At 73.3% G+C, this 26,795-nt stretch carries 25 protein-coding genes; 12 read left to right on the top strand and 13 right to left on the bottom strand.

Going from position 1 to position 26,795, the window contains the following annotated elements:
- The first annotated feature begins 138 nt into the window (after nt 1–138).
- Genes ACFYPH_RS14055 through ACFYPH_RS14045 form a run of 3 tightly spaced genes read left to right on the top strand, consistent with a single transcriptional unit; the run spans nt 139 to nt 2,531 of the window.
- Nucleotides 139–969, top strand: coding sequence for an ABC transporter substrate-binding protein (locus tag ACFYPH_RS14055; protein WP_354855080.1), 831 nt, complete (start codon nt 139–141; stop codon nt 967–969).
- 39 nt (nt 970–1,008) lie between these two features.
- Nucleotides 1,009–1,788, top strand: coding sequence for an amino acid ABC transporter permease (locus tag ACFYPH_RS14050; RefSeq protein ID WP_355136034.1), 780 nt, complete (start codon nt 1,009–1,011; stop codon nt 1,786–1,788).
- Complete coding sequence (locus ACFYPH_RS14045; protein WP_354855078.1) at nt 1,785–2,531, top strand: amino acid ABC transporter ATP-binding protein; 747 nt, start codon at nt 1,785–1,787, stop codon at nt 2,529–2,531. The genes ACFYPH_RS14050 and ACFYPH_RS14045 overlap by 4 nt, the downstream gene beginning before the upstream one ends.
- A gap of 9 nt (nt 2,532–2,540) precedes the next feature.
- Here ACFYPH_RS14045 and ACFYPH_RS14040 read toward each other — a convergent pair whose 3' ends face one another.
- From ACFYPH_RS14040 to ACFYPH_RS14025, 4 genes are all read right to left on the bottom strand, one after another.
- Nucleotides 2,541–3,836: a hypothetical protein gene (locus tag ACFYPH_RS14040; RefSeq protein ID WP_387181771.1), complete on the bottom strand. Its 1,296-nt coding sequence runs from the start codon at nt 3,834–3,836 to the stop codon at nt 2,541–2,543.
- A 145-nt stretch (nt 3,837–3,981) separates the two neighbouring features.
- Nucleotides 3,982–5,553, bottom strand: coding sequence for a Na+/H+ antiporter (locus ACFYPH_RS14035; RefSeq protein WP_355068138.1), 1,572 nt, complete (start codon nt 5,551–5,553; stop codon nt 3,982–3,984).
- Nucleotides 5,554–5,684: 131 nt separating this feature from the next.
- Complete coding sequence (locus ACFYPH_RS14030; protein ID WP_387181767.1) at nt 5,685–5,933, bottom strand: hypothetical protein; 249 nt, start codon at nt 5,931–5,933, stop codon at nt 5,685–5,687.
- Between the two features lie 162 nt (nt 5,934–6,095).
- A complete protein-coding gene (locus ACFYPH_RS14025) occupies nt 6,096–9,116 on the bottom strand; it encodes a BTAD domain-containing putative transcriptional regulator (RefSeq protein ID WP_387181763.1) in 3,021 nt (1,006 codons plus the stop codon).
- Between the two features lie 136 nt (nt 9,117–9,252).
- Here ACFYPH_RS14025 and ACFYPH_RS14020 point away from each other — a divergent pair, with 136 nt between their 5' ends.
- From ACFYPH_RS14020 to ACFYPH_RS14010, 3 genes are all read left to right on the top strand, one after another.
- Nucleotides 9,253–10,131, top strand: coding sequence for an alpha/beta hydrolase (locus tag ACFYPH_RS14020; RefSeq protein WP_354855074.1), 879 nt, complete (start codon nt 9,253–9,255; stop codon nt 10,129–10,131).
- A gap of 344 nt (nt 10,132–10,475) precedes the next feature.
- Nucleotides 10,476–10,919 carry a hypothetical protein gene (locus ACFYPH_RS14015; RefSeq protein WP_387181759.1) on the top strand — a complete coding sequence of 148 codons (444 nt, stop codon included), beginning with the start codon at nt 10,476–10,478 and terminating at the stop codon, nt 10,917–10,919.
- On the top strand, nt 10,916–11,311 hold the full coding sequence (locus ACFYPH_RS14010) for a hypothetical protein (RefSeq protein ID WP_355068131.1): 396 nt from the start codon (nt 10,916–10,918) through the stop codon (nt 11,309–11,311). The genes ACFYPH_RS14015 and ACFYPH_RS14010 overlap by 4 nt, the downstream gene beginning before the upstream one ends.
- 177 nt (nt 11,312–11,488) lie before the next feature.
- Here the strand turns inward: ACFYPH_RS14010 and ACFYPH_RS14005 are convergent, their stop codons facing one another.
- Complete coding sequence (locus tag ACFYPH_RS14005) at nt 11,489–12,424, bottom strand: SDR family NAD(P)-dependent oxidoreductase (protein ID WP_387181756.1); 936 nt, start codon at nt 12,422–12,424, stop codon at nt 11,489–11,491.
- Nucleotides 12,425–12,537: 113 nt separating this feature from the next.
- Here ACFYPH_RS14005 and ACFYPH_RS14000 point away from each other — a divergent pair, with 113 nt between their 5' ends.
- Complete coding sequence (locus tag ACFYPH_RS14000; protein ID WP_387181753.1) at nt 12,538–13,056, top strand: hypothetical protein; 519 nt, start codon at nt 12,538–12,540, stop codon at nt 13,054–13,056.
- Between the two features lie 15 nt (nt 13,057–13,071).
- Here ACFYPH_RS14000 and ACFYPH_RS13995 read toward each other — a convergent pair whose 3' ends face one another.
- The 3 genes from ACFYPH_RS13995 to ACFYPH_RS13985 form a co-directional block, all read right to left on the bottom strand.
- Nucleotides 13,072–13,839 (bottom strand): TetR/AcrR family transcriptional regulator, encoded by a 768-nt coding sequence (locus tag ACFYPH_RS13995; protein ID WP_355068125.1) that lies wholly within the window; start codon nt 13,837–13,839, stop codon nt 13,072–13,074.
- Nucleotides 13,840–14,048: 209 nt separating this feature from the next.
- A complete protein-coding gene (locus tag ACFYPH_RS13990) occupies nt 14,049–15,683 on the bottom strand; it encodes an MFS transporter (protein ID WP_354855068.1) in 1,635 nt (544 codons plus the stop codon).
- On the bottom strand, nt 15,677–16,372 hold the full coding sequence (locus ACFYPH_RS13985) for an SDR family oxidoreductase (protein WP_354855067.1): 696 nt from the start codon (nt 16,370–16,372) through the stop codon (nt 15,677–15,679). The genes ACFYPH_RS13990 and ACFYPH_RS13985 overlap by 7 nt, the downstream gene beginning before the upstream one ends.
- Before the next feature lie 163 nt (nt 16,373–16,535).
- On the opposite strand from ACFYPH_RS13985, the gene ACFYPH_RS13980 reads away from it, so the two are divergent.
- The 4 genes from ACFYPH_RS13980 (at nt 16,536) to ACFYPH_RS13965 (ending at nt 20,392) form a co-directional block, all read left to right on the top strand.
- Complete coding sequence (locus ACFYPH_RS13980; protein WP_355068123.1) at nt 16,536–17,828, top strand: sensor domain-containing protein; 1,293 nt, start codon at nt 16,536–16,538, stop codon at nt 17,826–17,828.
- Complete coding sequence (locus ACFYPH_RS13975; RefSeq protein ID WP_354855065.1) at nt 17,816–18,481, top strand: response regulator transcription factor; 666 nt, start codon at nt 17,816–17,818, stop codon at nt 18,479–18,481. The genes ACFYPH_RS13980 and ACFYPH_RS13975 overlap by 13 nt, the downstream gene beginning before the upstream one ends.
- A 100-nt stretch (nt 18,482–18,581) precedes the next feature.
- Nucleotides 18,582–19,643, top strand: a complete 1,062-nt coding sequence (locus tag ACFYPH_RS13970; protein ID WP_355068121.1) for a Gfo/Idh/MocA family oxidoreductase — start codon at nt 18,582–18,584, stop codon at nt 19,641–19,643.
- A 200-nt stretch (nt 19,644–19,843) separates the two neighbouring features.
- On the top strand, nt 19,844–20,392 hold the full coding sequence (locus ACFYPH_RS13965) for a DUF1062 domain-containing protein (RefSeq protein WP_355068120.1): 549 nt from the start codon (nt 19,844–19,846) through the stop codon (nt 20,390–20,392).
- Between the two features lie 48 nt (nt 20,393–20,440).
- Here the strand turns inward: ACFYPH_RS13965 and ACFYPH_RS13960 are convergent, their stop codons facing one another.
- The 3 genes from ACFYPH_RS13960 to ACFYPH_RS13950 all read right to left on the bottom strand — a co-directional run bounded on the left by ACFYPH_RS13960 (nt 20,441) and on the right by ACFYPH_RS13950 (nt 22,742).
- Complete coding sequence (locus tag ACFYPH_RS13960) at nt 20,441–20,599, bottom strand: hypothetical protein (protein ID WP_354855062.1); 159 nt, start codon at nt 20,597–20,599, stop codon at nt 20,441–20,443.
- A gap of 470 nt (nt 20,600–21,069) precedes the next feature.
- Nucleotides 21,070–21,291 (bottom strand): hypothetical protein, encoded by a 222-nt coding sequence (locus ACFYPH_RS13955; protein ID WP_030335934.1) that lies wholly within the window; start codon nt 21,289–21,291, stop codon nt 21,070–21,072.
- Nucleotides 21,292–21,638: 347 nt separating this feature from the next.
- On the bottom strand, nt 21,639–22,742 hold the full coding sequence (locus ACFYPH_RS13950; RefSeq protein ID WP_354855061.1) for an NYN domain-containing protein: 1,104 nt from the start codon (nt 22,740–22,742) through the stop codon (nt 21,639–21,641).
- Between the two features lie 220 nt (nt 22,743–22,962).
- Between ACFYPH_RS13950 and ACFYPH_RS13945 the strand changes: the two genes are divergently transcribed.
- Nucleotides 22,963–24,999, top strand: coding sequence for a glycosyl hydrolase family 28-related protein (locus ACFYPH_RS13945; RefSeq protein ID WP_387181745.1), 2,037 nt, complete (start codon nt 22,963–22,965; stop codon nt 24,997–24,999).
- Between the two features lie 40 nt (nt 25,000–25,039).
- On the opposite strand, the gene ACFYPH_RS13940 is transcribed toward ACFYPH_RS13945, so the two are convergent.
- Together ACFYPH_RS13940 and ACFYPH_RS13935 are read right to left on the bottom strand one after the other, a co-directional pair.
- Entirely contained in the window at nt 25,040–25,672 is a 633-nt protein-coding gene (locus ACFYPH_RS13940; protein WP_387181742.1) for a hypothetical protein, read from the bottom strand.
- 14 nt (nt 25,673–25,686) lie between these two features.
- Nucleotides 25,687–26,781, bottom strand: a complete 1,095-nt coding sequence (locus tag ACFYPH_RS13935) for an SRPBCC domain-containing protein (protein WP_387181740.1) — start codon at nt 26,779–26,781, stop codon at nt 25,687–25,689.
- Nucleotides 26,782–26,795 lie beyond the last annotated feature (14 nt).

The raw sequence follows: 26,795 nt of genomic DNA, 5'->3' as shown, positions 1-26,795 counted from the left end.
GATCATGATGTTGTTGCCCGCCCGACCGGCGTGTCGGGGCAACAACTTCATGATCGACCGGGTCGACACACCCTTTTGGAGACACCCGTGCGATTTTCTTCTGGCTTGAGCCGTGCCGTTGCCGTTGGGGCGGCCCTTGTGGTTGCCGGCGCGCTGACCGCCTGCGGCACCGACGACGCCTCGAACGACACCGCCGGCAACCCGTACGGCCTGGCGCAGGCCGGCGTGCTGCGGGCCGGCACGCTGACCGACGCCCCACCGAACGTGTACCTCAAGGACGGTAAGTTCACCGGCTTCGACAACGACCTGCTGACCGCGGTCGCCGGCAAGCTCGGCCTGAAGGTCGAGTTCGTCGGCACCGACTTCTCCGCGCTGCTCTCCCAGGTCAACAACCACAAGTTCGACGTCGGCAGCTCCTCGATCACGATCACCGAGGCGCGGAAGAAGACAGTCGACTTCGGCAACGGCTACGACTTCGGCTACTTCGGGCTGGACGTGCCGGCCGGCTCGCCGATCACCGGGTTCGACCAGCTCGCCGGCAAGCGGGTCGTGGTGGTGCAGGGCACCGTCCAGGACGACTACGCCACCGGCAAGCAGCTCGACCCGGTGCGGGTGCCGGACTACAACGGCGCGCTCAACCAGCTCAAGGCGGGCACCGCCGACGCGTGGATCGCCCCGGCGGAGATCGGCGAGAAGTCGGCCGCCGACAGCAACGGCAAGATCACCGTGGCGGCCAAGCAGCTCAGCCCGGCGCCGACCGCGTACGCCGTGGCCAAGGGCAGCGACAAGCTGCGCGAGGCGCTGAACAAGGGCCTCGACGAGGTGATCGCCGACGGCACCTGGAGCCGGTTGCAGGCCCAGTACTACCCGGGCCGCCCGATCCCGGCGGACTTCACCCCGGGCAGCGGCACCGTGGCGGCGCCGTCGGCGTCCGCCGCGCCGTCGGCGTCGGCGTCGGCCGCGTCCTGAACCGGTGACGAGCGAGCGGGGCGGTAGGAGAGGCGACCGATGGATCCGTTGAGCACCCTGTGGGAGACCTTCTTCGACGCCGACGCGATGCGCGAGGCGTTGCCCGAGATGCTGACCGTCGGGCTGCCCAACACGCTGATCCTGGCGGTCTCCGCCGCCCTGCTCGGCACGGTGTTCGGCCTGCTGCTGGCCGTGGCCGGCATCTCCCGCAGCCGGTGGCTGCGCTGGCCGGCCCGCGTCTACACCGACGTCTTCCGAGGGCTGCCGGCCGCGGCGACGATCCTGCTGATCGGCGTCGGGCTGGCACCACTCGGCATGCAGGTCTGGGGACCGGACCCGTACCCGCTGGGCATCCTCGCGCTGTCGCTGATCGCGGCGGCGTACATGGGGGAGATCTTCCGCTCCGGCATCCAGTCGGTGGAGGCGGCCCAGTTGGAGGGCGCGCGAGCACTCGGCTTCTCCTGGGCCGACGCGATGCGGCTGGTGATCATCCCGCAGGGCATCCGGCGGGTGCTGCCCGCCTGGGTCAACCAGCTCATCGCGCTGATCAAGGACTCCAGCCTGGTCTACTTCCTCGGCCTGGTGGCCAGCCAGCGGGAGCTGTTCCGCATCGGGCAGGACTATGCGGCCACCACCGGCAACGAGTCCGCGTTGCTGCTCGCCGGACTCTTCTACCTGGCGTTGACCGTCCCGCTGACGCACGTCGTGAACGCGATCGACCGGCGGTTGCGCCACGGCCGGCCAGCCACCGCACCCGCCGACGACGAGGACGAGGACGACCCGGCGCTGACCGGGGCCCCGGAAGGAGACCGGCGATGACCACCACCGCGACCACCACCTCGGTCAGCCTCCAGGCGCGCGACGTCCACCTGGCCTTCGGGCCGAACCGCGTGCTGCGCGGCGTCGACCTGACCGTGCAGCGCGGTGGGACCGCCTGCGTGATCGGGCCGTCCGGGTCGGGCAAGTCCACTCTGCTGCGTACCCTCAACCGGCTCATCGAGCCCGACCGCGGCGACGTGCTGCTGGACGGGCGCAGCGTCCTGCGCGACGATCCGGACGCGCTGCGCCAGCGGGTGGGCATGGTCTTCCAGCAGTTCAACCTCTTCCCGCACATGAGCGTGCTGCGCAACGTCACCCTGGCGCTGCGCCGGCTGCGCAAGCTCGGCGAGGACGAGGCGGTGGCCGTCGCCCGCGCCCAGTTGGAGCTGGTGGGGCTCGCCGGCAAGGCCGATGCCCGGCCGGCGCAGCTCTCCGGTGGTCAGCAGCAGCGGGTGGCGATCGCCCGGGCGCTGGCGCTGCGGCCCGAGGTGATGCTCTTCGACGAGGCCACCTCGGCGCTCGACCCGGAACTGGTCAAGGGGGTGCTCGGGGTGATGGCCGACCTGTCCGCCGCCGGAATGACGATGGTGGTGGTCACCCACGAGATGGGCTTCGCCCGGCACGTCGCCGACACCGTCGCCTTCATGGACCGGGGTGTGGTGCTGGAGGCCGGCCCGCCGGAGAGGATCTTCGAGGGCGCCGAGCATCCCCGGCTCCGCCGCTTCCTCGCCCAGGTGCTCTGAGACGACCGCTCAGCCGGCCTGGAGGCGCAGGTGCACCGCAAACGCCTTCAGGTCGCCGAGCAGCTCCAGGATGGCGTTGCGGTACGCGACCGACGCCCACAGGTGCAGCTCCTCGTCGTCCAGCCCGCCGAACACCAGCGAGAGCGCCTTGCGCCGGCGCCGGTCGAGCACCTTGTGCGGGCGGGTGAGCAGGTCGCCCTCCCGGCGCAGCGCCTGAAGGTAGGCGGCCACCGCCTCCTGGTAGTGCCGCCCGGCGACCCGCTCCAGCAGAGTGAACTCGAAGACGTTCAACGCCGCTTCGGAATCCCAGTACGCGGCGTCGCGCACCGGCGCGCTCGCGACGTGCCGGCCCATGGCGTGCCGGGCCTCGTAGAGCAGCAGCACGCCCCGGCCGGTGGTGCTCAGCGGCCGGCGGGGCGACGGCAGCCGCAGCGTACGCACCGGCGCCGCGGCGGTCAGGTCCATTGCGCCGGCGTACGTCGGCATGCGGTGCGTTCCCGACGCCGGCTCCGGCAGCAGGCAGGCCCGCTCCTGGTAGGGCAGCGGGCCACCGGTGGGCACGGCGCGCACCGTCGCGGCGTGCAGCTCGGACAGGGGCCGGTCGTCCGGGGCCGGGCCCGGTGGCAGGGTGAGCACGAGACCGTTGACGCCGGGCACCGGCACGCCCAGCACGCAGGAGGTGCGCAGGAACGCCCAGGTCGCCGCCGCCTCGCGGATGCCGCTCGCCACCGCCTGCGCGTCGGCCCGCCAGTCCTGGGCGATCCGCAACCGCTGCGCCAGGTCGGCGGTCGCGGCGCCGTCGTGCGGGTACAGCTCCCGGACGGCCCGGGGCAGCGACCCGAGGCGCAGCTCCAGCGGGTCGCCGGTGGGCGAGGCCACGGCGTGCCTCGGGCAGTCGGCGGCGGAGTGCGGGTCACCGTCGACCGCGTGGCAGTCCCCCAGCCAGCTCGCGCCGGGCGGACCGGCCGGACGGGCGAACGCCAGGTGGGGCAGCCGGCCGGTGCGAAGCACCGTCTCGTACTGCCCTCGGGTGCGCCCGGCGCGCAGCACGTCCAGCGGCAGCATCGGCGCCAGCGCCAACACCCCCGCGAGGACGACGCAGTGCGGGCAGGCGTCACGCACCCGGTAGCGGCGGAGGTGGTCCACGCCGGGCTGCTCCCACTGGACGCCGATGACGGCGTCGTCCTGCGCCATCAGGTAGAGGAACTCGGTGGCGACGCGTTCGCGGGTGACCGCCACCAGCTCGTCGAGGAACTCCCGCTCGGTGACCGCCCGCAGGTCGGCCTCGCTCCCTCCGGTGGTCATGGGCACCCCCTCGCGGACCGAACACATCGACGGACGCCGAACCGGTTCTTACCGTACCCGCCGACGACGTGGCCGAATGTCCCGCACGCGTGGCGGGCGGTGTCACCAATCCGTCAGGCCCGGACCGGGCCGCACCGGCGGGTGTTCACTCGTTGGGTCCCCGCCCCAGCAGCCGGATCTCCTCGTTGTCCAGGGCGGCCTGAAGCTCCTGGAGCACCAGGTCGTCGATCTCCCGGTTGTCGCGCAGCCGGGTCAGCTCCCGCCGCTTGTGGGCCAGGACGCCGAGGCGCAGTCGGCGGTCCAGCCGGCGTTCCTCGGCGGTACGCCCACCGCTGTCGTTGACGTCCGCCAGGTGCCGCTGGTACTCGGCCTGTAGCCGACGTACCGCCTCCCCCTCGACGCCGACCTCGGCGGCGACCTGCGGCAGCGCGTCCAGGCCGGCCTGGGTGGCGCGCAGGCGGGCCTGCCGGGCCTCGTCGACGCGTTCGGGGTCGCCGGTCAGCCCCGCCCAGCGCACCACCAGCGGCAGGGTGGTGCCCTGCACGAGCATGATCACGACGATGACCAGCGCGGTGACGAAGATGATCAGGTCGCGTTCGACCACCGGTGTACCGGCGGCCGTCATCGTCGGGACGGCCAGCGCGGCGGCGAGCGACACTGCGCCCCGGAAACCGGACCAGCCGGCCACGATCCCCACCCGCCAGTTGGACGCCGACTGGTCCTCGTCCAGCATCCGGCGGCGCAGCTTCGCCGACTCCGCCGTCAGGTAGAGGAACAGCAGCCGGGTGGCGACGACGACCGGGGTGACCACCAGCACGATCGCCAGGGCCCGGCCCGGCGAGGTGCTGGAGATGTCCTTCACCGCCCGGGGGATCTGCGTGCCGAGCAGCACGAACAGCCCGCCGTTGATGAGGAACGTGGACAGGTCCCAGAACGCGTACGCCAGCACCCGGGACCGGGCGCGGATCACCCGCGGACCGGCGTACGCCAGCACCAGGCCGGCGACCACGACGGCCAGCACACCGCTGGCGTGCACCGAGTCGGCGAGCAGGAACGCGCCGAACGGTGTCAGCACGCTCAGCGCCCCCTCGCGCAGCGGGTCGTCGAGCCGCTTGCGGATCAGCACCACGGCGGCGCCCACCAGCAGACCGGCGACCACCCCGCCGACGCCCGCCCCGACGAACTCCTCGCCGATGCCCAGCACCCCCGGCTTCTCGCTCTGGGTGAGCAGACCCACGGTCACCCCGAAGATCACCAGGGCGGTGCCGTCGTTGATCAGACTCTCCGCGTGCAGGGTGGTGAGCAGCTTCCGGGGCAGGCGCTTGGCCAGGCCGGTGACCGCGGCGGCGTCGGTCGGCGCGAGGACCGCGCCGAGCACCCAGGCGGCTGCCGGGTGCACGCCGAACGCCTGCGCGGTCAGGGACACCGTGACCATGGTGAGCACCACGAGCACCACGGCGAGCAGCCCGATCACCGGCAGGTTGGCCCGGATCTCGCGCAGGCTGATGGTGAGGCTCTCCCGGTAGAGGATCGCGGGCAGGAAGATCAGCAGCACCAGGTCCGGCTCCAGGGTCACCTCGGACAGCGGCGGCACCAGCCCGAGCAGCACCCCGAACCCGATGAGCAGCACCGGCGGCGCCACCCGGTACCGGCCGCCGAGGGTGGTGCCGACCAGGACGGTGACGCCCACCACCACGATCAGGACGAGCACCTGCACGGCGTACCCCCTCGATCCCCGGCCGACGACGAACGCCGGGTTGTTCCATCTGATCGCACCCCGGTTGCCGGTTCCACAGGAACGGGCAAGTCGCCGGGCGTCCGAGCGCGGGGGACGCGCCCCCGGCCGGGTCAGGCCGGATCGGCGGTGCGGACGCGCGCGGTGAGCAGGCGGGCGGTACGACGGTGCACGGCGGCTTCCTCGTCGCGGCCCAGGGCGGTGGCCAGGTCGGCGAGGTGCCCGGCCACCGGGCCGACGGTGAGCACCCCGCTGCCGGCGGCCAGTTCGCCGGCGGCCGGCCGGAGCGCGGCGGCGACGCGCTCCATGGTGGGCCGGTCGCCGACGGCGAGGGCGGCCCGCGCGGTGAGGCACAGCCGCACCTCCCGCAGCAGGTCGTGCGGCCCGTCCGGGAGGACCCGCAGGGCCGCTCGGGCGGCGCCGAGGTCCCCCTCGGCCGCGACCAGCAGCGGGCGGACCCACGGCTCGTGCGGCCCCCAGTCCAGGCCCGCCCAGTCCTCGTCGTCCGGCCCGGGGATCGGCCGCTAACCGGCCGACCCGGAGACCGGCTGGTCGTAGCCCGTTCGGCGCGCACCTGTCGGCGCGTGCGCCAGCGAATCGGCGCTGACGGCCTCGGCCAGGCGCAGGCCGAGCAGGGCGAGGGGCAGCAGTCCGTGGGCCAGACCCGGCATGGCGTCGCCGGGGAGCCGTTCGGCGGCCGCCCGGTACGCGGTCGCCGCCGCCTCCCGGTCGCCGCCCAACGCCCGGCGCAGCGCGGCGTACCAGCCGGTGAAGACCCCGACCAGCGGCAACTCGTACCGCTGGGCGCGGCGGTCGGCGGCACGGGCGTGCTCGTCCGCGCCGGCCCGGTCGGCTCGCGCGCAGCCCGACTGGACCAGGATGAGGTGACCCAGCACCTCGAAGGTCACCAATTGGCGCGCAGTGGCCAGGTCGATCAGCTCCGCGCCGATCCGGGCCCGCTCGGCGGCCAGCCCGACGCGGTGGAAGGCGTGCATGAAACGCGCATTCAGCGCGAAGGCCAGCAACCCGGGGTCGGCGACGGTCCGGGCGATCCGCTCGGCCTCGGCGGCGGCCCGGCGGCCACGGTCACCGGTGGTGCCGCGCAGCTCCAGCGCGAGCGTGCTCAGCAGCCGGCTGCGCTGCGCCGAGCCGGTCGGGCCGAGGCCGGTCAGGGCGTTTTCGGCGGCGCCGACGATCCGCGCGGAGAGCCTGTCGTCGTCGTTGCGGGTCCAGATGGCGGGCACGTCGAAACCGGCCAGCACCTCCGCCGTCAGCCGGGGGTCACCGACCGCCTCGGCGTCGGCGATCGCCTCGGCGCGGTACGTCCGTGCCTCGGCCACCCGGCCCGTCACCGCCAGCCCCCGCCCCAGACCCAGCACCGCGCTCAACCGCTCGCGCCGCTCGGTCCCCCCGGCCCGGTCGTACGCGTCGATGACCTGCGCCCACAGCCGGGCCGCCTCGTGCGGGTTGCCGGCGCGTTCGGCCTGTTCGGCGGCGGTACGGGCGTAGCCCGCGGCCTGGTGGGCGGCTGCCGGGCCGCCGGCACGCAGCAGGTGGTGGGCGAGCGTGGCGGGGTCGACGGGCTGGCGCCGCCGCAACGCCTCGGCGACGGCGGCGTGCCAGGCCGCGCGACGCGCCGCGGACAGGTCCGCGTAGAGCGTGTCGCGGACCAGGATGTGGGTGAACCGCAGTCGCCCGTCGGGCTCCCGCTCGGTCAGGAACCCGGCCTGCAACGCGCGATCCACGGCGTCCAGCAGCGCCGCCGGGTCGCCGGTCAGCGCGCCGAGCACCGCGGGGTCGACGTCCCGGCCGAGCATCGCCGCCTGCCGCAGCACGGTACGGGTCGGTGCGGGCAACTGGGCGAGGCGGTGCCGGATGACATCACGCACCCCGGGCGGCACCGCCGCCAGCGCCGCGCCGCCCGCACCGGCGTACAACTGGGCCAGCTCCCGGACGAAGAACGGGTTGCCGCCGCTGCGGTGATGGATCAGCCCGACGGTGGGCGGGTCCAGGTCCCCTCCGACGAGGGCGCGGGCCAGCTCGCCGGTCGCCTCGGGAGACAGGCCGCCGAGGTATACGCGCACCGGTTCGAGCCCGGCGGCGCGGGCCAGGGCGGCGGTCAGCTCCGGGTTGATCTCGGTGGCCCGGTAGGTGCCCAGGACCAGCACCGGCCCGGTGGCCTGCTGCGGCCCGGCGAGCAGGGCGGTGAGCAGATCCAGCGTGTCGCCGTCGGCGCGGTGCAGGTCGTCCAGGACCAGCAGGAGGGGCCCCCGGTCGGCGACGGCGGAGACCAACGACGCCACCGCGCGGTGCCGACGGAACCGGGCCACGGCGGGGTCGCCCGCGCCACCGGTCCCGGCCGTCCCACCGCCGTCCAGCGGCTCGCCCGACCCCGACAGCTCGCTCGGTCCCGCCGGCCCGCCCGACCCGGACGGCTCGGTGAGCGTGTCGGTGATCTGGGTCCACGGCCAGGCGGCCGGGGCGCCCTCGTACTCGGGACTGCGGCCCCAGGCAGTGGTCCAGCCCTCGGTGGCGAGCTGCCGGGTCAGCGCCTCGGCCAGGGCGGTCTTGCCGGCGCCCGGCTCCCCACTGAGCAGGGCGAGCGTGGGCCGGCCGGACCGGGCGGCGACCTGGCCCGCGTGCCGCAGCCGCTCCAGCTCCGCGTCCCGCCCGACGAACTGTCGCTGCGGCGCCGCTGCGGACCCACCGTCCCGAACGGGTCCGGCACGGTCTGCCACGGCCACGGCGGGGGCCTGGGTCAGGTGCGGCGCCTGGGCCAGGATGTCGCCCTCCAGCCGGCGCAGCTCGGGCCCCGGGTCCAGACCCAGCTCAGCCACCAGGACGTCGCGGGCCTCGCGCAGCGCGGCCAGCGCCTCGCCCTGCCGGCCGGCGCGGTACCGGGCCAGCGCGAGCAACCGCCAGGCGTCCTCCCGCAGCGGATGACTGGCGAGGTGGGCGGGCAGGTCGGCGGCGGCCTCGTCCGGACGACCCAGCGCGAGCAGCGCCTCGGCGCGCCGCTCGACGGCGAGCATCCGCAGCTCGTTCAACCGGTTGATCTCCGCGACGGCCCAGAGGGCGCCCGCGCAGTCCGCGTACGCGGGACCCCGCCACAGCCCGAGCGCCGCGTCCAGCGCGGTCAGGGCCGGCGCGGGCAGTTCCCCGCCCAGCAGCCGTCCCGCCTCGCCGACGGCCGCCTCGAAGCGGTCGGCGTCCACCGTGTCCGGGGCGGCCCGCAGCGCGTACCCCGGGGTTTCGGTGACCAGGAGGCGGGGTGGCTGCCGGGGCGGCCGGTCGGGCTCCAACGCCCGGCGCAGGTCGGCGACGAAGGTGCGGATCGCGCCCACCGCGCCGTCCGGCGGGACCTCCCACAGGTCGTCGACGAGGCGTTCCACCGGCACCACCCGGCCGTGGGCGATCAGCAACCGGGCGAGCACCAGGCGCTGCCGGTGTCCCCGCAGCGGGACCGGGCCGCCCGCGGCGGTGGCGGTCACCGGCCCGAGTACGCCGAACGTCACCCCCACCGGCGGCGTCGGTTGCCTGGTCATGGCACCAATCTAGGCGGCCGTGCCGGCCCGCACTGATCCGGCGCTGACCGTCTGCTGATCACCACCGGGCAGCCTCGATGACGTACGGCGGCGACGGGCGCCCCGCCCGCCGACCCCGCTCACCAGGAAGGTTTCCGTGCAGCCGAGGATCAACGGATTCGACTACCAGCGCGTCACCGTCGCCGACGGCGTGACGCTCACCGCCGCCGTGGGTGGTTCCGGACCACCGGTCGTGCTGTTGCACGGTTTCCCGCAGACCCACCTCATGTGGCGGCACGTGGCGGCCGACCTGGCCGCCGACCACACGGTCATCTGCCCCGACCTGCGTGGCTACGGCGACAGCGACAAGCCCCTGGACAGCGACGGCACGGCGTACGCCAAGCGGACCATGGCCGCCGACGTCGTGGCGCTGGCCGGCGCGCTCGGCCATGGGCGCTTCGCCCTGGCCGGGCACGACCGGGGTGCCCTGGTCGCGTTCCGCGCCGGCCTCGACCACCCGGCGGCGATCAGCCGGCTCGCCCTGCTCGACGTGCTGCCCACCCTGGACATGTGGGACGTGCTGCACGGCGCCAGCGCCGCGGTCGCCTTCCACCTGTACCTCATGGCGCAGCCGCCGGGCCTGCCCGAGGAACTGATCAGCGCCAGCCCGGACGCGTTCTTCAACCATTTCCTCGACGTCTGGACCCGCGACCCGGACGCGCTGCCGGCCGAGGTACGTGCCACGTACCTGCGGGCGTCCCGCAACGCGGTCACCTCGATCGTCGCCGACTACCGGGCGTCGGCCGGCATCGACGTCGTCCACGACGCGGCCGACCGGGCGGCCGGCAACCTGCTGCGGATGCCGGTGACCGTGCTTGCGCAGGACTGGGGCGCGGCGCTCGGCTACGACGCGGCGGGGGTGTGGCGGGCCTGGGCCCCGGACCTGGAGCACCAGACGGTCACCTGCGGCCACTTCATGGCGGAGGAGGCGCCGACCGTGGTGGTCCGGGCGCTGCGGGACCTGCTCCTGCGCTGATACGCGGGTCGGACGAAGACACCCGCTGAAAGTAAGATATCCGACACTATTCGTCACTGATCGCGAGGGGTGCCGCCGTGCCGGCGATCCCTCGCGCGTAGGCCGCGCACACGCCCCGCAAACCAGCTCTGACCTGCGAACGGGCTACCTTACACCAGGTGGACGAGAGCCGGTCACCGATGCTACACAGACAGTTACCGGCAGCCAACGACGGCGAGTCGCTGACCGCCTCGACCATCGACCGTCCACAAGCATCGCCACCCGCGAACCGGATCGCGCGTGCGACCTGACACGACAGTGGCCGGTGGCGGGCCAACGGTTCCGGTCTCGACCAAGGAGTCACCGTGGGACATCCCCGCTCCCGGGCCAAGAGCCAGCCGTTCGAGGTCGCCGCCCTGGTGACGACGCCCATCTGTGGGTTCCTCCTGCTCGTGCTCGACGTTCAAGCACCGTCGGTCCAGCTGTCCATGCCGGAACCCGTCCAGCTCGGCTGGGAGGTCGCGCTGATCGTGGTCGGCGTGGGCGGTCTGCTCGGCATCCTGTGGCCTGGTCGGCTCTCCACCAGCCTCGGCATCGAGCTCGCGTCCGTGCTGGTGCTCGGCACCATCATCGGCATGTACGCGGTGGCGGTGACCGGTTCGCAGGGCCTCGTCGCGGCGTCGTTGATCAGCGCCGTGCCACTGGGCGCCTTCTGGCGGGCCGCCCTGATCGCCGTCGACCTCCGCTGTCTGGCCGCCTACGGCCACCAGTGCGCGACTCACCGACGCGTCGTGGGAGGTGTCACGTGATCTCTGCACCGACACCCGAAGCGCCGCACTGGGTTCAGGTGCTGCTCAGCCTGCTCGGCATCCTCGGCGGGACGACAGGTCTGGCCGCCATCGCCACGGTCGTGTCGCAGCGGGGCAAGTTCAAGGCCGACGCCGCCGACACGCTGACGGAGGCCGCCCTGACGCTCGTGCAGCCGCTGCAGCTACGGATCACCGAGTTGGAGGGCCAGGCGGTGAGCGCGCGATCGGAGCTGGGGCTGCTGCGCGAGCAGGTCAACCAGTTGCAGTTTCACGTCCGGGTGCTAACCCGCACGCTCGACCGGTGGCGTGCCGCGGTGCACGCCCCGGACGCCACCCTACGCAAGATCCGCGCGGTGGTCGCGGAGTCCGAGCAGCTGCCCGAGGACCAGTGACCGGCCACCGCCGGCTCATCCGCCGTCCGGTGAGCGCAGCCGGGCGATGAGGTCGCGTACCGCCGCCCGGAACTCGGGGTCGGACTCGCCCGGGTGGTGTCCGCGCACCGGTGGCGGCCGGCGCTCCCCCCGGTGACGGCCGGCCGGGTGGGTTCCGCCGGGGCCGGGCCGTCGAGGTCAGCGGGCGGCGCCACCGGCGGCGACGAGGTCCGCCGCCACCTCCCAGAGCCGCTCGGCGTTGCCCGCGTCGACCGCGTACGCCGCCACGCCGCTGTAGTCGGCGGGCCGCTCGGTCCGGACCGGGGCCTCGGCGCAGTCCTCGAAGTAGCGGCCACCCACGCCGTCGAGCAGCGGGGACGCGGCGAGCAGCACCGAGGTGGCGGCGCCCTGCTGCGGGGTCTTCTGCCGCTCCTTCGGGGTACGCAGCCCGCCGGTGTGCTTCTGCAGCCCGGTCGCGATGGCGCCGGGGTTCAACGCGTTGGCGTGGATGTTCTCGCCGGACCAGCGGCGGTCGGCCTCGACGGCGAGCAGGGCCTCGGCGCTCTTGGACTGCCCGTACGCCAGCAGGGGGTCGTACGGCCGGAACGCGAAGTGCAGGTCGTCGAAGACCACCGGGGAGAAGAGGTTGCCGCTGGAGCTCACCGACACGACCCGGGCGCCACCGGCCGTGGCGAGGGCGTCGTGCAGGCCGACGGTCAGCGCGTAGTGCCCCATGAAGTTGGTGGCGAACTGCATCTCCCAGCCCTCGGCGGTGCGCTCCAGCTCCGGCAGCGCCATGATCCCCGCGTTGTTGACCAGGATGTGCAGTGGCTCGTCCCAGCCGGCGACGAATCGGCGTACCGAATCCTGGTTGGCCACGTCCAGCTCGCGGGCCGTGACCCGGTCCGCGCCGATGCTGGTCGCGATGTCGGCCGCGGCCTGCTCGCCCGCACCGACCCGACGCACCGCGAGCACCACCTCGGCGCCGGCGGCGGCCAGCGAGCGGGCGGTCTCGACGCCGATCCCGGCGGCGCCGCCGGTGATGACGGCCCGCTTACCGGTCAGGTCGACTCCGGCGAGCACCTCGTCGGCGGTCGAGGCGAAACCGAATGGCGTCGTGATTCGCTCGGTCATCTCTGTCCCATCTCTCGATCACGCTTACGTGACCCACTGTCACTCGGCCGGCGGGCGATATCCGGGTTACCGGTTTTCCTGGCCGCCCGGCACGGCGCCCGGAGCGGGTGTCGGTGGGCATCCGACAGTTGGTGGGTTCGTGGGCGGGGACGCCCGCCTTCGTGCACGGCCGGCACCTGGACGTGCTCTTCGCCAACCCGATGGCGACCGCGCTGGCACCGATCTACCGGGTCGGGGTGAACCTGCTGCGTGCGGTCTTCCTGGGCCCGAGCGTGCCGGCGCTCTATCCGGCGCCGGAGGCGGTCGCCGCCAGCGCGGTGGCCGGCCTGCGCGCGCAGGTGGGGGTCGAGGTGGACGATCCACGGCTCACCGAGCTGGTTGCGGAGTTGACGACCGGCAGCGAGCTGTTCCGGCGGTTGTGGGCGCGGCACGACGTCACCGTCCGCGCCGGGGGCGGGCGCCGGGTGTTTCACCATCCGCAGGTCGGCGAGTTGGAGCTGCGCTACGAGAAGTTCACGATCAGCGGCACCACACAGTCGCTGGTCGTCTACCACGCCGAGCCGGGCAGCCCGTCCGCCCGCTCCCTCGCTCGGCTCGGGGCCGCCGCCTCAGCGCCGGAGGCGCACGGATAGCACCAGAAGTCGGGGCTACCGGTTGGCCGCCCGCTCGGCGACCACCACGGAGATGCCGTCGAGGACGCGTTGCAGGCCGAACTCGAAGGCGTACTCCGGGCCGTACGCCCCGCCGTGCTGCTGGCCGGCCGCCGTGCCGACCCGGGACGCGGTGGGATAGCTGTCGGCCGTCAGGAACGTCTCCAGCCAGGGCGCGTGCGACTGCCACCACTGGCCGTCGGTCATGCCGGTCTCCCGCTCCAGGTCGACCACCTCGGACGCGGCGCGCGCGGAACTCTTCACGTGCCCGAGGACGAGGGTGAGCACCGCGTCCATCTCGACGTCGGTGAGCCCGATGTCGGCGACCGCGCCGAGTTCGTGGTCGTACTTGGCCACCAGGTGCGGGCCGAGCACCGGACGGGTCGTCTCGGCCCGCAGCATCCACGGGTGGCGCTGGTAGAGCGCCAGGTTGTCGTGGGCGATCCGCTCCAACCGGGCCCGCCAGTCGCCCTCGACGGCGGAACGCGGCATCTCGCCGTACGCGGTGTCGATCATGACGTCGACGAGTTCGGCCTTGCCCGGCACGTAGGTGTAGACGGACATGGTGCCGACACCCAACGCCTCACCGACCCGGCGCATGGTCAACGCGTCCAGGCCCTCGGCGTCGGCGATGTCGATCGCGGCCCGGACGATCCGGTCGACGCTGAGGCCCGGCCCGGCGCTGCGGCTGGTCGGTTCCCGGGTGCGCCAGAGAATGGCCAGGCTGCGGGCCGGATCCGCGGTCGCCTTGCGCTCACTCGCCATGGTGCGGCCATCCTAACAACGCGGTCGTACGACGTACGTCGACCGCGAGGCGGTGCCGGCGAGGCCGTTCTGCCACCGCGCCGGCACCGACCCGTCACGGCTTCACCCGGGTGGGATCCAGCTCGCCGTCCTCGATGTGGCGCAGCACGGGGGTCACGTCCTGCACATGACGCGGGCAGAATTCGCCCACGAGATGGGGCGTACGGAGATCAGAGTCCTTCGCGGTCGTCGGTCAGCGCCGGCCCGGCGGCGGCCGGCACGAGGTGGCGCACCTCCGGCTCGCCGTCGGTCAGCTCCCGGGCCCGCGCCTCGGCCTCGCGGTCCTCACCCGTCAACCGGCCACCGTGCTGGCGCAGGTGCTCGCCCCAGGACGGCACCAGGTACACCTCGATGAACCGGTCCGTCGTCTCGGCCGGCCGGAACAGCCCCCAACGCATCGCGCCGGTGCGCTGCCGGGCGCCGCGCACCACGTCCATGGCCGCGAGGAACGGTCCCGTCCGCTCCGGCCGGACGGTGTACTGCACCGTCACCAGCACCGGTCCCACGCCCGGGTCCGGCTCGTGCGCGAGGTGCAGTTGCGGCCAGTAGGCCGACGGTTCGCGGTTCACCGAGCGCAGGTCCGGAAGCGGCCAGATCCGGCTCGTCACGGTCCCGACGAACATCAACGCCGCCGCCGCGAGGTAGGCGAGGACCAGCCCGCCCACGTCGGCCACCAGACCCCACACGAGGGCGCCGACGGCCTGCCCGCCGGCGAAACACACCTGGTAGACGGCCAGCCCCCGGGCCCGTACCCAGCTCGGCAAAAAGAGCTGTATCTCGGCGTTGACGTTGGCCAGCACCGTCACCCAGGCCATCCCGGCCGGCAACAGGGCGAGGAGCACCAGCGGCACCACCCGTACGGTGCCGAGGACCGCCAGCGCGATGGTGAACAGCGCGCCGGCGATCAGCAGGAGCTGGTTGGCCGACAGCCGGGCGCGGATCACGGCCAGCAGCACCCCGCCCGCGATGGCGCCCACCCCGAGGGCGGCCAGCAGCAGCCCGTACCCGCCGGAGCCCAGCCCGAGCCGCCGGGCCGCCACCAGCGGCAGCAGCGCCCACAGCGCGCTGGCCGGGATCACGAAGACCAACGCGCGGCGCAGCAGCCGGCGCACGATCGGCGAGTGGCGTACGTAGCGGCTGCCCGCCCGTAGCGCGGCGGTGAACCGCTCGGGCACCTCGACGGCGCGGGCGCTTCCCGGCCGCCAGCGCCACAGCGCGGCCGCGAAGATGGCGAACGCCACCGCGTTGAGCCCGAAGACCGGGGCGACGCCGGCCCGGGCGATCAGCACGCCGGCCACCGCGGGCCCGACCGCCCGCGCCACGTTCACGCTTATCGAGCCGAGCGCGGACGCCGACCGCAGTTGCTCCTGCGGCACCAGCTCCGGAATCACCGCCGCCCAGGCCGGCAGGGTGAGCGCCTGCCCGACCCCGAACGCGAAGGTGAGGGTGAGCAGCAGGGCCGGCGGCATCCGGTCGGTCAGGGTGAGCAGGGTCAACGCCACCGCCACCGCCACCAGGAACAGCTGGACGGCGATCAGCAGGCGCCGACGGTCGAAGCTGTCGGCCAGCACCCCGGCGGGCAGCGCCAGCAGCAGCACCGGCAGCAGGCTGGCGGTCTGCACCAACGCGACAAGCGTGGAGGCGTTGGAGTGGTGGATCAGCAGCCACTGCGCGCCGACGGTCTGCATCCAGGTGCCGATGTTGGCGGCGAGCAGGGCCAGCCAGAGATTGCGGTAGACGGCGCCGCGCAGGGGCGCCCACGCGGAGGCCGGACGATCCCCCGGTCCGGCTGCCGCCGTCACCACCGCCCGTCCGCGCGCAGCACGCGCTCGCCGGAGACGTAGAGGTCGTCGGGTTGCAGCAGCAACAGCCGGACGACCTCGGCGGCGACCTGCTCGGGCAGGGCGTACACCTCGTCGAGGAACTCCGCGCCGACGCGTTCCTGCAAGCGGGTCGGCATCGGCCCGGGATCCAGCTCCATCACCTTGATTCGGTTGCTGTGTTGGGCCTGGGCCAGTGACTCGACGAGGCTGCTGCCGTAGCTCTTGGTCGCCCGGTAGACCGGGATGCCGGGCCGGGGCGCCGCCAGCGCCATCGCGCCGATGTACACCACGTTCCCGTAGCCCTGCCGGTGCAGATGCTCCAGCGCCTCCCGCAGCAGGTACGTCGTACCCAGGACGTTGATCTCCACGGCCCGCCGGATGTGCTCCACGGGCAGGTCACCGAGGTCGCCGCCCGCCCACATCGACGCGCAGGCCGCGACCCCGTCGACGGTGCCGTAGCGCCCCACCACCTCGGCGAACGCGTCCCGGACCTGCTCGTAGGAGGAGACGTCGCAGACCGCGCCGTCGCACCCCAGCTCGTCGGTCGTCGCGGCTACCTCGGCCGGTACGTTGCCGAACACCACGACGCGGTGCTCGTCGACCAGCAGCCGGGCCACCGCGAGGCCCAGCCCGCTGGTACCGCCGACCACCACGAAGGTTCTGGCACCCAATGTCTCTCCAGCCGCCGCCGCCACAGGTCACACGGATCGCGTGATGGCGCGTTCTTCCCGTTTCCGGACCCCGCACACCCGCTACGGCGGTAGTGCTGGGCATACCCGAAGAGTGGATCTGGACGGCTGGGGCACCCGGTCGCTCCCGATTAGCGTCTGCTGCATGACTCCGGAACACCCTTCGCACCTGGCCGGGGCGCTGCGCCAGCGCCGCTGGCTGCTCTCCGCCTGGCCCTGGCGCGCGCTGGCCTACCTGGTGACCACCGTGCCGATCGCCGGGGTGCTCGGCGTCGGCCTGCTCGTCATCGGCGGACCCATGCTGCCCGCCGTCAACGCGCTCCGGCGGCAGGGCCGACCGCCGAGCATCGCGCTGATGCTGTTCCTGATTTCCGGCAGCGTCATCCTGGTGGCGTTGGCCCCGATCCTGAGCTTCGCGGTCGCCGCCGTCGAGCGGTGGCGGGTCCGGCTCGTCGACAACCGTCCGCTGCCCTCGTCGCCGTGGCCGGGCCTGGCCGCCCGCTACCGCAGCCCCGCGACCTGGCGGGAGGTGGCATACCTGTTCTGGCTGGGCGGGTTCGTGCCGGTCGCGTACTGGGTGTTCCTGGTGCTGGTGCTGCTCGACCTCGGGATGATCTCCAGCCCCTGGCTGGCCGGCGACGCCAACCAGCCGGTGGTGATCTGGCAGCCGATCGACAGCACCGGCGAGGCCGTCCCGTACGCGATCGTGGGGGTGCTGCTGATCCCGGTGCTCTGCTACGCCGTCGGTCTGCTCGCCGCCGTTCAGGCGGCGGTGGCCCGCTGGCTGCTGGCCCACCCGGTGGACGCGGCGGCGCTGCGCGAGGTCACCCGCTCCCGCACCCGGCTGGTCGGCGCGTACGAGGCGGAACGGCGCCGGATCGAGCGGGACCTGCACGACGGCGCGCAGCCCCGGCTGACCAGCCTCAGCCTTCAGCTGGGGCTGGCCCGGCTGGACGTACCCGAGGAATCCCCCGCCGCCCGGCCTCTCGCCGTGGCGCACGACCAGGCCCGAGGTCTGATGGTGATGCTGCGGCAGTTGGTGCACGGCATCCGCCCGCAGAGCCTCACCGACCTCGGCCTGGCCGGCGCGGTACGCGAGCTGGCCGATGCCGCCACCATCCCGGTCACCGTGCACGCCGACCTGCCCGGTGAGCTGCCGGAGATCGTGGAGACCACCGCCTACTTCGTGGTCTCCGAGGCGCTGGGCAACGTGGCCCGGCACGCCCGCGCGACCCGCGCCGACGTACGCCTCACCCGGGCCGGCGCGGACCTCGTCGTCGAGGTGACCGACGACGGCCACGGCGGCGCCGACCCGGCCCGGGGCACCGGCCTGACCGGGCTCGCCGACCGGGTGGCCGCCGTGGGCGGCCGGCTGCTGCTGTCCAGCCCGTCCGGCGGCCCTACAGTGGTCCGGGTGGAGCTGCCATGTCGTCGGTGACCCGGGTGGTGCTCGCCGAGGACGAGGTGCTGCTGCGCGAGGGCCTGGTCGCGCTGCTGACCCGCTTCGACTTCGCGGTCTGCGCGGCTGTCGGCTCCGCGCCCGAGCTGCTGACGGCGGTCCGTGAACACCAACCGGACCTGGTGTTGACCGACATCCGGATGCCGCCGGGCCGCCGCGACGACGGGCTGCGCGCGGCCGTCGCGCTGCGCGGCGAGCGACCCCACCTCCCGGTCGTGGTGCTCAGCCAGTACGTGCAGACCGGGTACGCGGCGGCGCTGCTGGACAGCGGCGACGGCCAACGGGTGGGCTACCTGCTCAAGGACCGGGTCGCCGAGGTCACCGAGTTCGTCGACACGCTGCGCCGGGTCGCCGGCGGCGGCACGGCCATCGACCCGGACGTGGTCCGGCAGCTGCTGCACCGCCCCCGCGACCCGCTCGCCGCGCTGTCCGCCCGGGAACGGGAGGTGCTGGCGCTGCTCGCCGAGGGGCGCTCCAACGCCTCGATCGCCGCCCGGCTGCACGTCACCGAGGCCGCCGTCGGCAAGCACGTCGGCAACATCCTGCTGAAGCTGGACCTGCCACCCAGCGACGACACCAACCGCCGGGTGCTCGCCGTGCTCACCTATCTGCGCGCCGACCCGGTGGGCTGACCAGCGCCGGGCCCCGATCGGGCCCGACCGGGCGCGGCGTAGATTCGAGCACCGGCACCGCCGCCGGTCCAGGGCGCGGGCCAGGAGATGGGAGTACGGCATGGCGGAGGCGCTGCGGGTCGGTCTGCTGGGATACGGGTTGGCGGGCCGGGTGTTCCACGCACCGCTGATCGCCGCGACACCCGGGCTGCGGCTGGACGCCATCGTGACGCGCGATCCGCAACGGCGCGAGCAGGCGCACCAGCACTTCCCGGACGCCCGCCTGGTCGACGACGCCGACGAGCTGTGGCGTACGCCGGAAGCTCTGGACCTGGTCGTGGTCGCGACGCCGAACCGGCAGCACGTGCCGATGGCGCGGGCGGCCCTCGCGGCCGGCCTGCCGGTCGTCGTCGACAAGCCCCTGGCCCCCACCGCCGCCGACGCCCGGGCGCTGGTCGAGGAGGCCGACCGTCTCCGAGTGCCGCTGACGGTGTTCCAGAACCGCCGCTGGGACGGCGACTTCCTGACCGTCCGCGGGCTCGTGGAGCGGGGCGAGCTGGGGCGGGTGCTGCGCTTCGAGTCCCGGTTCGAGCGGTTCCGTCCGGCGATCAAGCCGGGCTGGCGGGAGCTCGCCGGCCCGGAGGAGGCCGGTGGCGCGCTGTTCGACCTGGGCGCGCACCTCATCGACCAGGCCGTGCAGCTCTTCGGCACGGTCGAGCGGGTCTACGCCGAGGTCGACCGCCGCCGCGCGGGCGCCGAGGTCGACGACGACGCGTTCGTGGCGCTGACCCACGCCAACGGCGTGCACTCGCACCTGTGGATGGGGGCGATCACCGCTCAGCTCGGGCCGCGGCTGCGGGTGCTGGGCGACCGGGCCGGCTACACCACCTACGGGCTGGACGTGCAGGAAGCCGCGCTGCACGACGGCGGCCGACCGGACCAGCCCGGCTGGGGCGAGGTCCCGCCGGAGCGGTACGGCCTGCTCGGCGTCGACGGTGACCTGCGCCCGACGCCGACCGTGCCCGGGGCGTACCAGAGCTTCTACGCCCAGGTGGCGGCGGCGTTGCGCGACGGCACGCCGATGCCGGTGGACCCGCGCGACTCGGTCGCCACGGTCGAGCTGATCGAGCTGGCGCACCGATCGGCGGCTGAGGGCGTGGTGCTGCCGGTCCCGGCCGCCTGAGACGGCCGAGCCCTCAGAGGTACGCGAAAACCAGTGGAGTGGCGGCGCTTGCGCCGCTAGCGTCCTGCCTCAACCTGTCGTCGAGGCGAGGACGTGCCGTTGTACACCCTGTGAGACCTCCCGAGCGCTGATTCGCGCGTCGCGCCTGTGCGCCGCGCTCCTTCTTGCTGCGGACTTCTCACTGGAAACGGTGTACTTCTGTGCTCTCTCAATGGGCCGTCGTGCCCACCTGCCTGCCCATCGTTCGCCGCCGTTGCCACGCGTGCGCGTCCGCGCACCTCCGGCCGAGCGGCAAATTCCGCGTCAACGCCAACCAGAAGCTGATCGACATCTGGCTCCTCGCGCTCTGCACCGGGTGCGGGGACACGGTGAAGCTCACGGTCCTGGAGCGGACGACAGTCCGCACCATCCGACCTGAGCTGCTCGACCGGCTGCACGACAACGACCGTCGCCTGATCGCCGAACTGCTTCAGGATCCGGCCGTGCAGGGCCGCAATCGATTCGTCCTGGACTGGGACGGCGCCTGGCGTCTCGACACCAACGGATCGGCGCACCTGGACCGCGAGATGGTCGACGTCTCGGTCCGCTTCGCGGCGCGCATCCCGGTCCGGCCCGCGCGACTGATCGCCGAGGGCTTCGGTCTTTCCCGGGCCGAGGTCGACAGGCTGAGCGAGGAGGGGAAGATCGTTTCGACGGTTCGCCTGAGCGGCAAGCTCTCCGGCGACTTCACCTTCACATTCAAGCGCTGAGCCCGTCCCGGACCACGGGCCTGTCCGGTTTTGTCTGCCGGACAGGCCCTACTCCGGCTCCTGCTCAGAGAGGGCGTCGTCCGGCACGCGGGCGTCGTCGTCGGTCAGCGCGTCCTCCGTCGAGTCGACGAGGTCGGCGAGCCGGCGCTCGGCCTCCCGGACCTCCTCGTCGAGCCTGGGGTTCTCCTCATCGGGACCCTGCGACATGGGCGACCTCCATCGGACGCGGACCGCCCCCGTGTACCCGGCCTGCCCCGGGGAACACGGAAAGCACCCGCCGGACCCGGCCACCGGGCACTCCAGTTCGGCGATGGTGCGGTATCCGAGGTTCCGCTGCGCGGTGGCGCCTTGATCACGTGATGCTCACCAGTTCCAGGAAAGCCTCCCCGAACTGCTCACCAGCAGGTGATCGAGGACTCCGGATGACGCGCGGCGCGAGCAGGTGGGTGCCTGGAGTGCAGGGGCCGCGACAACTGCCCCCAGCTCGATTGGGCCTCGGCATTCGTGGCAGACGTCGCCTCGGTCATGTTCCAGAAGCAGTGACCCACGAGCCGAACCACATCGTCGACAGCTGCCGGGGAACGCGCTGACGGTCGGGGGTGAGTCGAGCACCGGGCGGGCCGGGGAGCGCACCGGGCGGGAGCCCAGGAGCGTTGCCGGCCCGGCCCGGTGCCGGATCAGCGCTGCTTCAGCTCGCGCCAGGATGGGTGAGTGCCGCGCCAGGCGTCGGCGAGGATGGCCGCCGAGGCCCGGCTGGGGCACTGCTGCACCCGCTCACGACCCGACGCCCCACCGATCTGGGCGCGGACCTCCCAACCTTGCCCGTCAGTACGGATATACACGTCCCGGCGCCCGCGCGGGGTCGTGTCACCGTTCCACCAGTGTTCCTCCACCTTCATTCGCCGACCGTATAGCAATTTTCGTGCTGGGGGTACGGCGCAGGTGAGCATATACCGCCGTAATAGCCGCAACTCAGACACAGTTCCACCTGTGCGGGCGACGGGGAGGGACCGCATCGGCGATTTCTCCCCGTCCTGAGCGATCAATCAGGCCGGCGTCACATACCGCTGAACACGCCGGCCAGGGTGTTGGCCAACGTGTCCTGCCCAGAGGGGAAATCCACCCTCTGCGGTGATCTGGATGCCACCCGGAGTGCACGGTGGCGGGAACGCCACCCGCACGGCCGGGTCGAACGGGACTCCGAGTCATGACGGGGCGGCCGGCAGGGCCTACCGGAGGCGGTCGCTCACCCCTGAGCGGTGAGCAGGTAGTCGTCCGCCTCCGGGCTCCACCGTAGGTCGACGGCGCCGCTGGTGGCGGCGGCCTTGCAGAACTGCAGGAAGCTGCGGTAGCCGAGCTTCTTCTCGCTGAAGTCGGGGCGGGCCCGGCGCAGCTGGTTCTTCAGGCCGGAGAGCGCCACCGGGTTGCCGGCGCTGCCGAGGTCGCCCACCACGCCCCGGAGCAGGCCGAAGGCGACCTCCCGGTCGCCGTGCTCGGGCAGGGAGACCTCGGGGTCGCCCTTCGCGGGCCCCTCGCCCAGGTCGATCACGTTGTGCTCGGCGAGATGGCGCAGCAGCTCACCGAAGGTACGAAAGCCGTAGTCGGACTCGCTGAACGTCGGGTCCTTACGCAGCAGGGTGCGCTTGAGCCGGGAGGCGGTCACCTCGCCGCTCGCGCTGCCCTGCAACCCGGCCACCGTCTGGGCCACCTGCACGGCGAGGGCGTCCACGTCCCGGCCGGGCTCCTCACCCACCGGCCGACCCTCGGCCTCCTGCTCGTGTTCCTGCTCGCGCTGCTGCTCCGGCTCGGGCGGGCGCTGGTCGGGGCCGGGCTGCCGGGCCGGGCGACCGCGCCGGCTGCGGGTGGGCGGGATGTCCACACCCTCCAGCCGGTCGTAGTAGAGGAACTCGTCGCACGCCGGGGGCAGCAGCGCCGACGTGGACCCCTCGACCCCGACACCGATGACCCGCTTGTTCAGCTCGCGGAGCTTGTGAACCAGGGGGGTGAAGTCGCTGTCGCCGCTGCAGATGACGAAGGTGGAGATGTAGTCGCGCTCGAACGCCAGCTCGATCGCGTCGACGGCCATCTTGATGTCGGCGGCGTTCTTGCGGGACGCGCCCATGCGCTGCGGGATCTCGATGAGCTCGACGTGGCTACGGGTGAGCATGCGGCGGTCCTCGTCGAAGTACGACCAGTCGGCGTACGCCCGGCGCACCACGACCCGCCCTCGCTCGGCCAGCGCGTCGGCGATCGGCCGGAAGTCGAAGTCCGCGCCGCCACGGTGGTCGCGGGCCCCCAACGCCAGGTTCTCGTAGTCGAGGAAAAGGGCGATCCGGTCTTCTTGATCCACGCGCCTCAGCCTACGCCCGGCGGGCTGGCCGGGGCGCACGCGACGCGCGACACCTCAACTCACCGACCGTCCATTTCTTGCGGCCCAATAGTCGCCTCTTTTCAATCTTCGATTGTCGTCTTGCAGTGCGATGTTCAGTGCTGCATCATGACGATCAATGTCGGGCGTCCGGGGGAACGCCGGGCGGACCTCCACCACCACCCCACCAGGAGGGTCACCGATGTTTCGCAGCATCCTGCCGGCACGGGGACGCCCGGGCCGCCCGGTCGCCACCGCCGTCGCGCTCGCGACCGGCCTCGCCGTGCTGGTCGCCGGGCCCACCGTGGCCGCCGCCGGCCCACCCGGTTCACCCGGCGCACAGCCGGTGGTCACCCGGGCGGCGCTCGATCCGACGCTGGTCGCCGGGCGCGGCGCCGACGTCGACTTCGTCGAACAGGAGGCCGAGAACGCCCGGACCAACGGCGAGGTCATCGGCCCCGACCGGTCCGCCTACACGCTGCCCGCCGAGGCGTCCGGCCGCCGGGCCGTCCGGCTCACCCCCGGCGAGTACGTCGAGTTCGTCCTGCCCAGCACGACCAACGGGATCACCGTGCGGTACAGCATCCCGGACGCGCCCTCCGGCGGCGGGATCACCGCGCCGCTGCGGGTGGCCGTCAACGGCAAGCACGTCCGCACCATGACGCTGACCTCGCAGTACTCGTGGCTCTACAACCAGTACCCGTTCACCAACGACCCGCAGGCCGGGCTGCTGCACCCGGACTGGTGGATCACCGAGTGCCAGTGCGTGCCGTCGGCCACCACGCCGTACCCGAGCATCAGCACGCCGTTTCGGCCCACCCACTTCTACGACGAGCAGCGGCTACTGCTCGGGCGCACCTACCGGGCCGGTGACACGGTCCGGCTCACCGCGCCGGCCGGCAGCGCCGCCGCGTGGACGGTCATCGACCTGCTCGACTCCGAACTGGTCGCACCGCCGCGCGTACGGCTGCTCGCCGCGAACGTGCTGGCGTTCGGCGCCGACCCCACCGGCCGCCGGGACTCCGCCGACGCTCTGGACAAGGCCATCGCCTTCGCCCGGCGCACCCACCTGAAGGTCTACGTTCCGCCGGGGACGTACCAGGTCAACCGGCACATCATCGTCGACGACGTGACCATCGAGGGCGCCGGCAACTGGTACACGGTCTTCAAGGGACGCGAGGTCGCGCTGTCGACGCCCGCGCCGGACGGCTCGGTGCACACCGGCGTCGGCTTTTACGGTCGCGACGCCGCCGACGGTGGCAGCCGCAACGTCCACCTCTCCGGCTTCGCCATCGAGGGCGACGTACGCGAGCGCATCGACACCGACCAGGTCAACGCGATCGGCGGGGCGCTGAGCGACTCCACAGTCGACGGGCTGCACCTGCGGCACACGAAGGCGGGCCTGTGGTTCGACGGCCCGATGCGCAACGTCCGCGTCACCAACACCATCGTCGTCGACCAGATCGCCGACGCGCTCAACTTCCACACCGGCGTGACCGACTCCCTCGTCGCGCACACCTTCGTCCGCAACACGGGTGACGACGGCCTGGCGATGTGGTCGGAGAAGACGGCCAACGCCCGCAACACGTTCGACCACAACACCGTGCAGTCACCGACGCTCGCCAACGGCATCGCCATCTACGGCGGCACCGACACCACCGTCTCCCACAACCTCGTCGCCGACCCGGTCCGCGAGGGCAGCGGGCTGCACGCCGGCGCCCGCTTCGGCGCGGAGCCGTTCGCCGGGTACCTGCGGTTCACCGCCAATACCACCGCCCGCGCCGGCACCTACGAGCTGAACTGGAACATCGGGCTCGGCGCCATCTGGATGTTCGCGCTGGACCGCAGCATCGACGCGAACGTCGAGGTGACCGGCGACGCGTACCTGGACAGCACCTACAACGCGATCATGCTGGTCAGCGACTGGCCGGTGAAGGACCTCTACTCGATCACGAACGTGCGCTTCCGCGACATCCGGGTCGACGGCACCGGCACCTCGGTGCTCAGCGCCCGCTCGGCCGGGTCGGCCTCGTTCGCCAACGTGGACGCCCGCAACGTGGGAGCGGTCGGCGTGAACAACTGCGGGTCGTTCCACTTCACCCCGGCCGGCTCAGAGTTCACCCTGACCGACCTGGGCGGCAACGACGGCGGCTGGCTCGCCCCGTGGCTGCTGCCCAACACCATCACCTGCGACGACCGACCGCCGGTGGCACCGCCACCGCCTCCGGCCCAGTGGTGAACGCGGTGGGCGGCCCGACCGATCGGGCCGCCCACCGCCGTCACCGCCTCCGGGCGTACGCCAGCGGCACGGTCGTCGGCTGCCCGTCCCAGGCGCCGCTCAGGGTGGCGCCCCGGGCCCCGACCGCCCCGGCGGCCGGCCGGCGGACCACGACCAGCTCCACCGCGTCGGTGACGATGACCGTGTCGTCCTCGTCGACGACCTGCTGGACGGCGCCGATCGCCGGCACGGCCCCGCCGTCGCCGCTGACGTCGATCGCCATCGTCGGCGGTCGCACCTCGCGCCGGCCGTCGACCTCGAAGTACTGCTCCGCCTGACCGGCGCCGGCCAGGATGGCGTGGGTCAGCGCCGCCGCGTAGACCGGGTCGGCGCAGCCGTCGTACACCCACCGGCGGCCGAGCGCCGAGTGGTCGGTCGTGCCGACCAGCCACTCGTCGGCGTCGTCGAGGGGCGCGGCGCGGTAGGTGAGCGGGACCTGGTGGACCGGCCCGTCGGCGGCGGCGACCAGCATGGTCTCGATGCCGACCTCGCCGGCCGGGTCGTCGAAGCGGTACGCCCCCCGACTCACCACGTCGACGCCGGCCGGCCCCTGCCACCAGGGTCGGCCGGGCAGCCAGGTCGTCAGCAGTTCGAGCTTGGTGGGGCGCAGCGTCGCCCGGTGCAGCAGTGCCATGCCGAGGAGCCTAGTCAGAGCCCCGCGCACGGGTTGCCGCCCACTGTGCAGCCCTCCGGCTGCCTTGCCTTAGGCCGACTGTCGCGGACGTCGAACCGGATCGTCCGCGACCCGCCGGCGGGCACGGCCAAGCCGCTGAAGGTGATGGCCTGCCCGTCCTGACGCCAGTCCGCTCCCTCGACGTCGTCGACGCTGCTGCCGTCGGCGAGGGTCACCACCACGACCCACTGCTCCGCGGGCGCGGGGCCCGGGTTGTCGACCACCACCTCCCCGGTGTAGCCGAACAGCCGGCTCGAGTCGGTGTCGTAGTGCGCCACCAGCGGCGGTGGGGGCGGCGGCCCCGCCGCCGTCGGCGTACGCGACGGTGTCGCCGACGGGGTGCGGCTCGGACGGGCGGTGGTCGGCGTGACGCTGCGCGACGCTCGCGCCGACGGTGTCGCCTTCGGCTGCGCGGTCGGCGCCGCCGCCGCCATGCTCGGCGGCGTCGTCGTCGACGTCGCGGTCGGCGTCGGCGCGGCGGAGTGCTCCGGCTCGCCCGGCAGCGTCAGCCACGCCACCAGCCCCGCCACCAGCACGACCCCGGTCAGCCCGGCGACCGCCGCACGGCGCCGACCCCGGGCCGGCGCGGGGCCGGACGCGCCGAGCACCGGCAGCTCGGTCGTCATCCCCGCCACGCCACGCCGCAGATCGACCTGCTGGAACGCGAGCCAGTCGAGGATGGCCGGCAGGCGCACGGTCAACGCCTGCCGGAGCTGCTGTTCGCGTGGCTCGTGGTGCTCCTCCGACCAGGAGCCGTGCGTCGGGACCTCCCGCACGGTCAACCGGCTGCCCTGCTTGGTGGCGGTGACGGCGCAGGTCAGCTCGGTGAGCCGACCTGCCTCGTCGCAGCGCAACACCAGCAGCTCCGGCACCCGCCGCTCGGTCACCTCGACCTCGACGTCGGCGTCGAAGCCGGGCAGGCCGGCCGTGTGCAGCACCAGCCGGTCCGGCACCCCCTCCACCGTGTCCGCCTCGGCGAACCAGCGGCCCAACAGCTCCCGATCGGTCAGTGCGAGCCAGACCCGGTCGGGTGAGTGGGACAGGTCGACGTGCGCGCCGATCTCGATCACGGCGAGACTCTAAC

The organism is Micromonospora sp. NPDC005252 (assembly GCF_042872475.1).
Taxonomy (GTDB): domain Bacteria; phylum Actinomycetota; class Actinomycetes; order Mycobacteriales; family Micromonosporaceae; genus Micromonospora.
Note: the sequence above shows the minus strand (reverse complement) of the source record. Positions and strands in the feature narration are given on the sequence as shown.

Coding starts and splice junctions, on each gene's coding strand:
- ACFYPH_RS14050 (WP_355136034.1), top strand. CDS start 1,009: ATGGATCCGTTGAGCACCCTGTGGGAGACCTTCTTCGACGCCGACGCG.
- ACFYPH_RS14045 (WP_354855078.1), top strand. CDS start 1,785: ATGACCACCACCGCGACCACCACCTCGGTCAGCCTCCAGGCGCGCGAC.
- ACFYPH_RS14040 (WP_387181771.1), bottom strand. CDS start 3,836: ATGACCACCGGAGGGAGCGAGGCCGACCTGCGGGCGGTCACCGAGCGG.
- ACFYPH_RS14025 (WP_387181763.1), bottom strand. CDS start 9,116: ATGACCAGGCAACCGACGCCGCCGGTGGGGGTGACGTTCGGCGTACTC.
- ACFYPH_RS14005 (WP_387181756.1), bottom strand. CDS start 12,424: ATGACCGAGCGAATCACGACGCCATTCGGTTTCGCCTCGACCGCCGAC.
- ACFYPH_RS13995 (WP_355068125.1), bottom strand. CDS start 13,839: ATGGCGAGTGAGCGCAAGGCGACCGCGGATCCGGCCCGCAGCCTGGCC.
- ACFYPH_RS13980 (WP_355068123.1), top strand. CDS start 16,536: ATGACTCCGGAACACCCTTCGCACCTGGCCGGGGCGCTGCGCCAGCGC.
- ACFYPH_RS13975 (WP_354855065.1), top strand. CDS start 17,816: ATGTCGTCGGTGACCCGGGTGGTGCTCGCCGAGGACGAGGTGCTGCTG.
- ACFYPH_RS13970 (WP_355068121.1), top strand. CDS start 18,582: ATGGCGGAGGCGCTGCGGGTCGGTCTGCTGGGATACGGGTTGGCGGGC.
- ACFYPH_RS13960 (WP_354855062.1), bottom strand. CDS start 20,599: ATGTCGCAGGGTCCCGATGAGGAGAACCCCAGGCTCGACGAGGAGGTC.
- ACFYPH_RS13955 (WP_030335934.1), bottom strand. CDS start 21,291: ATGAAGGTGGAGGAACACTGGTGGAACGGTGACACGACCCCGCGCGGG.
- ACFYPH_RS13945 (WP_387181745.1), top strand. CDS start 22,963: ATGTTTCGCAGCATCCTGCCGGCACGGGGACGCCCGGGCCGCCCGGTC.
- ACFYPH_RS13940 (WP_387181742.1), bottom strand. CDS start 25,672: ATGGCACTGCTGCACCGGGCGACGCTGCGCCCCACCAAGCTCGAACTG.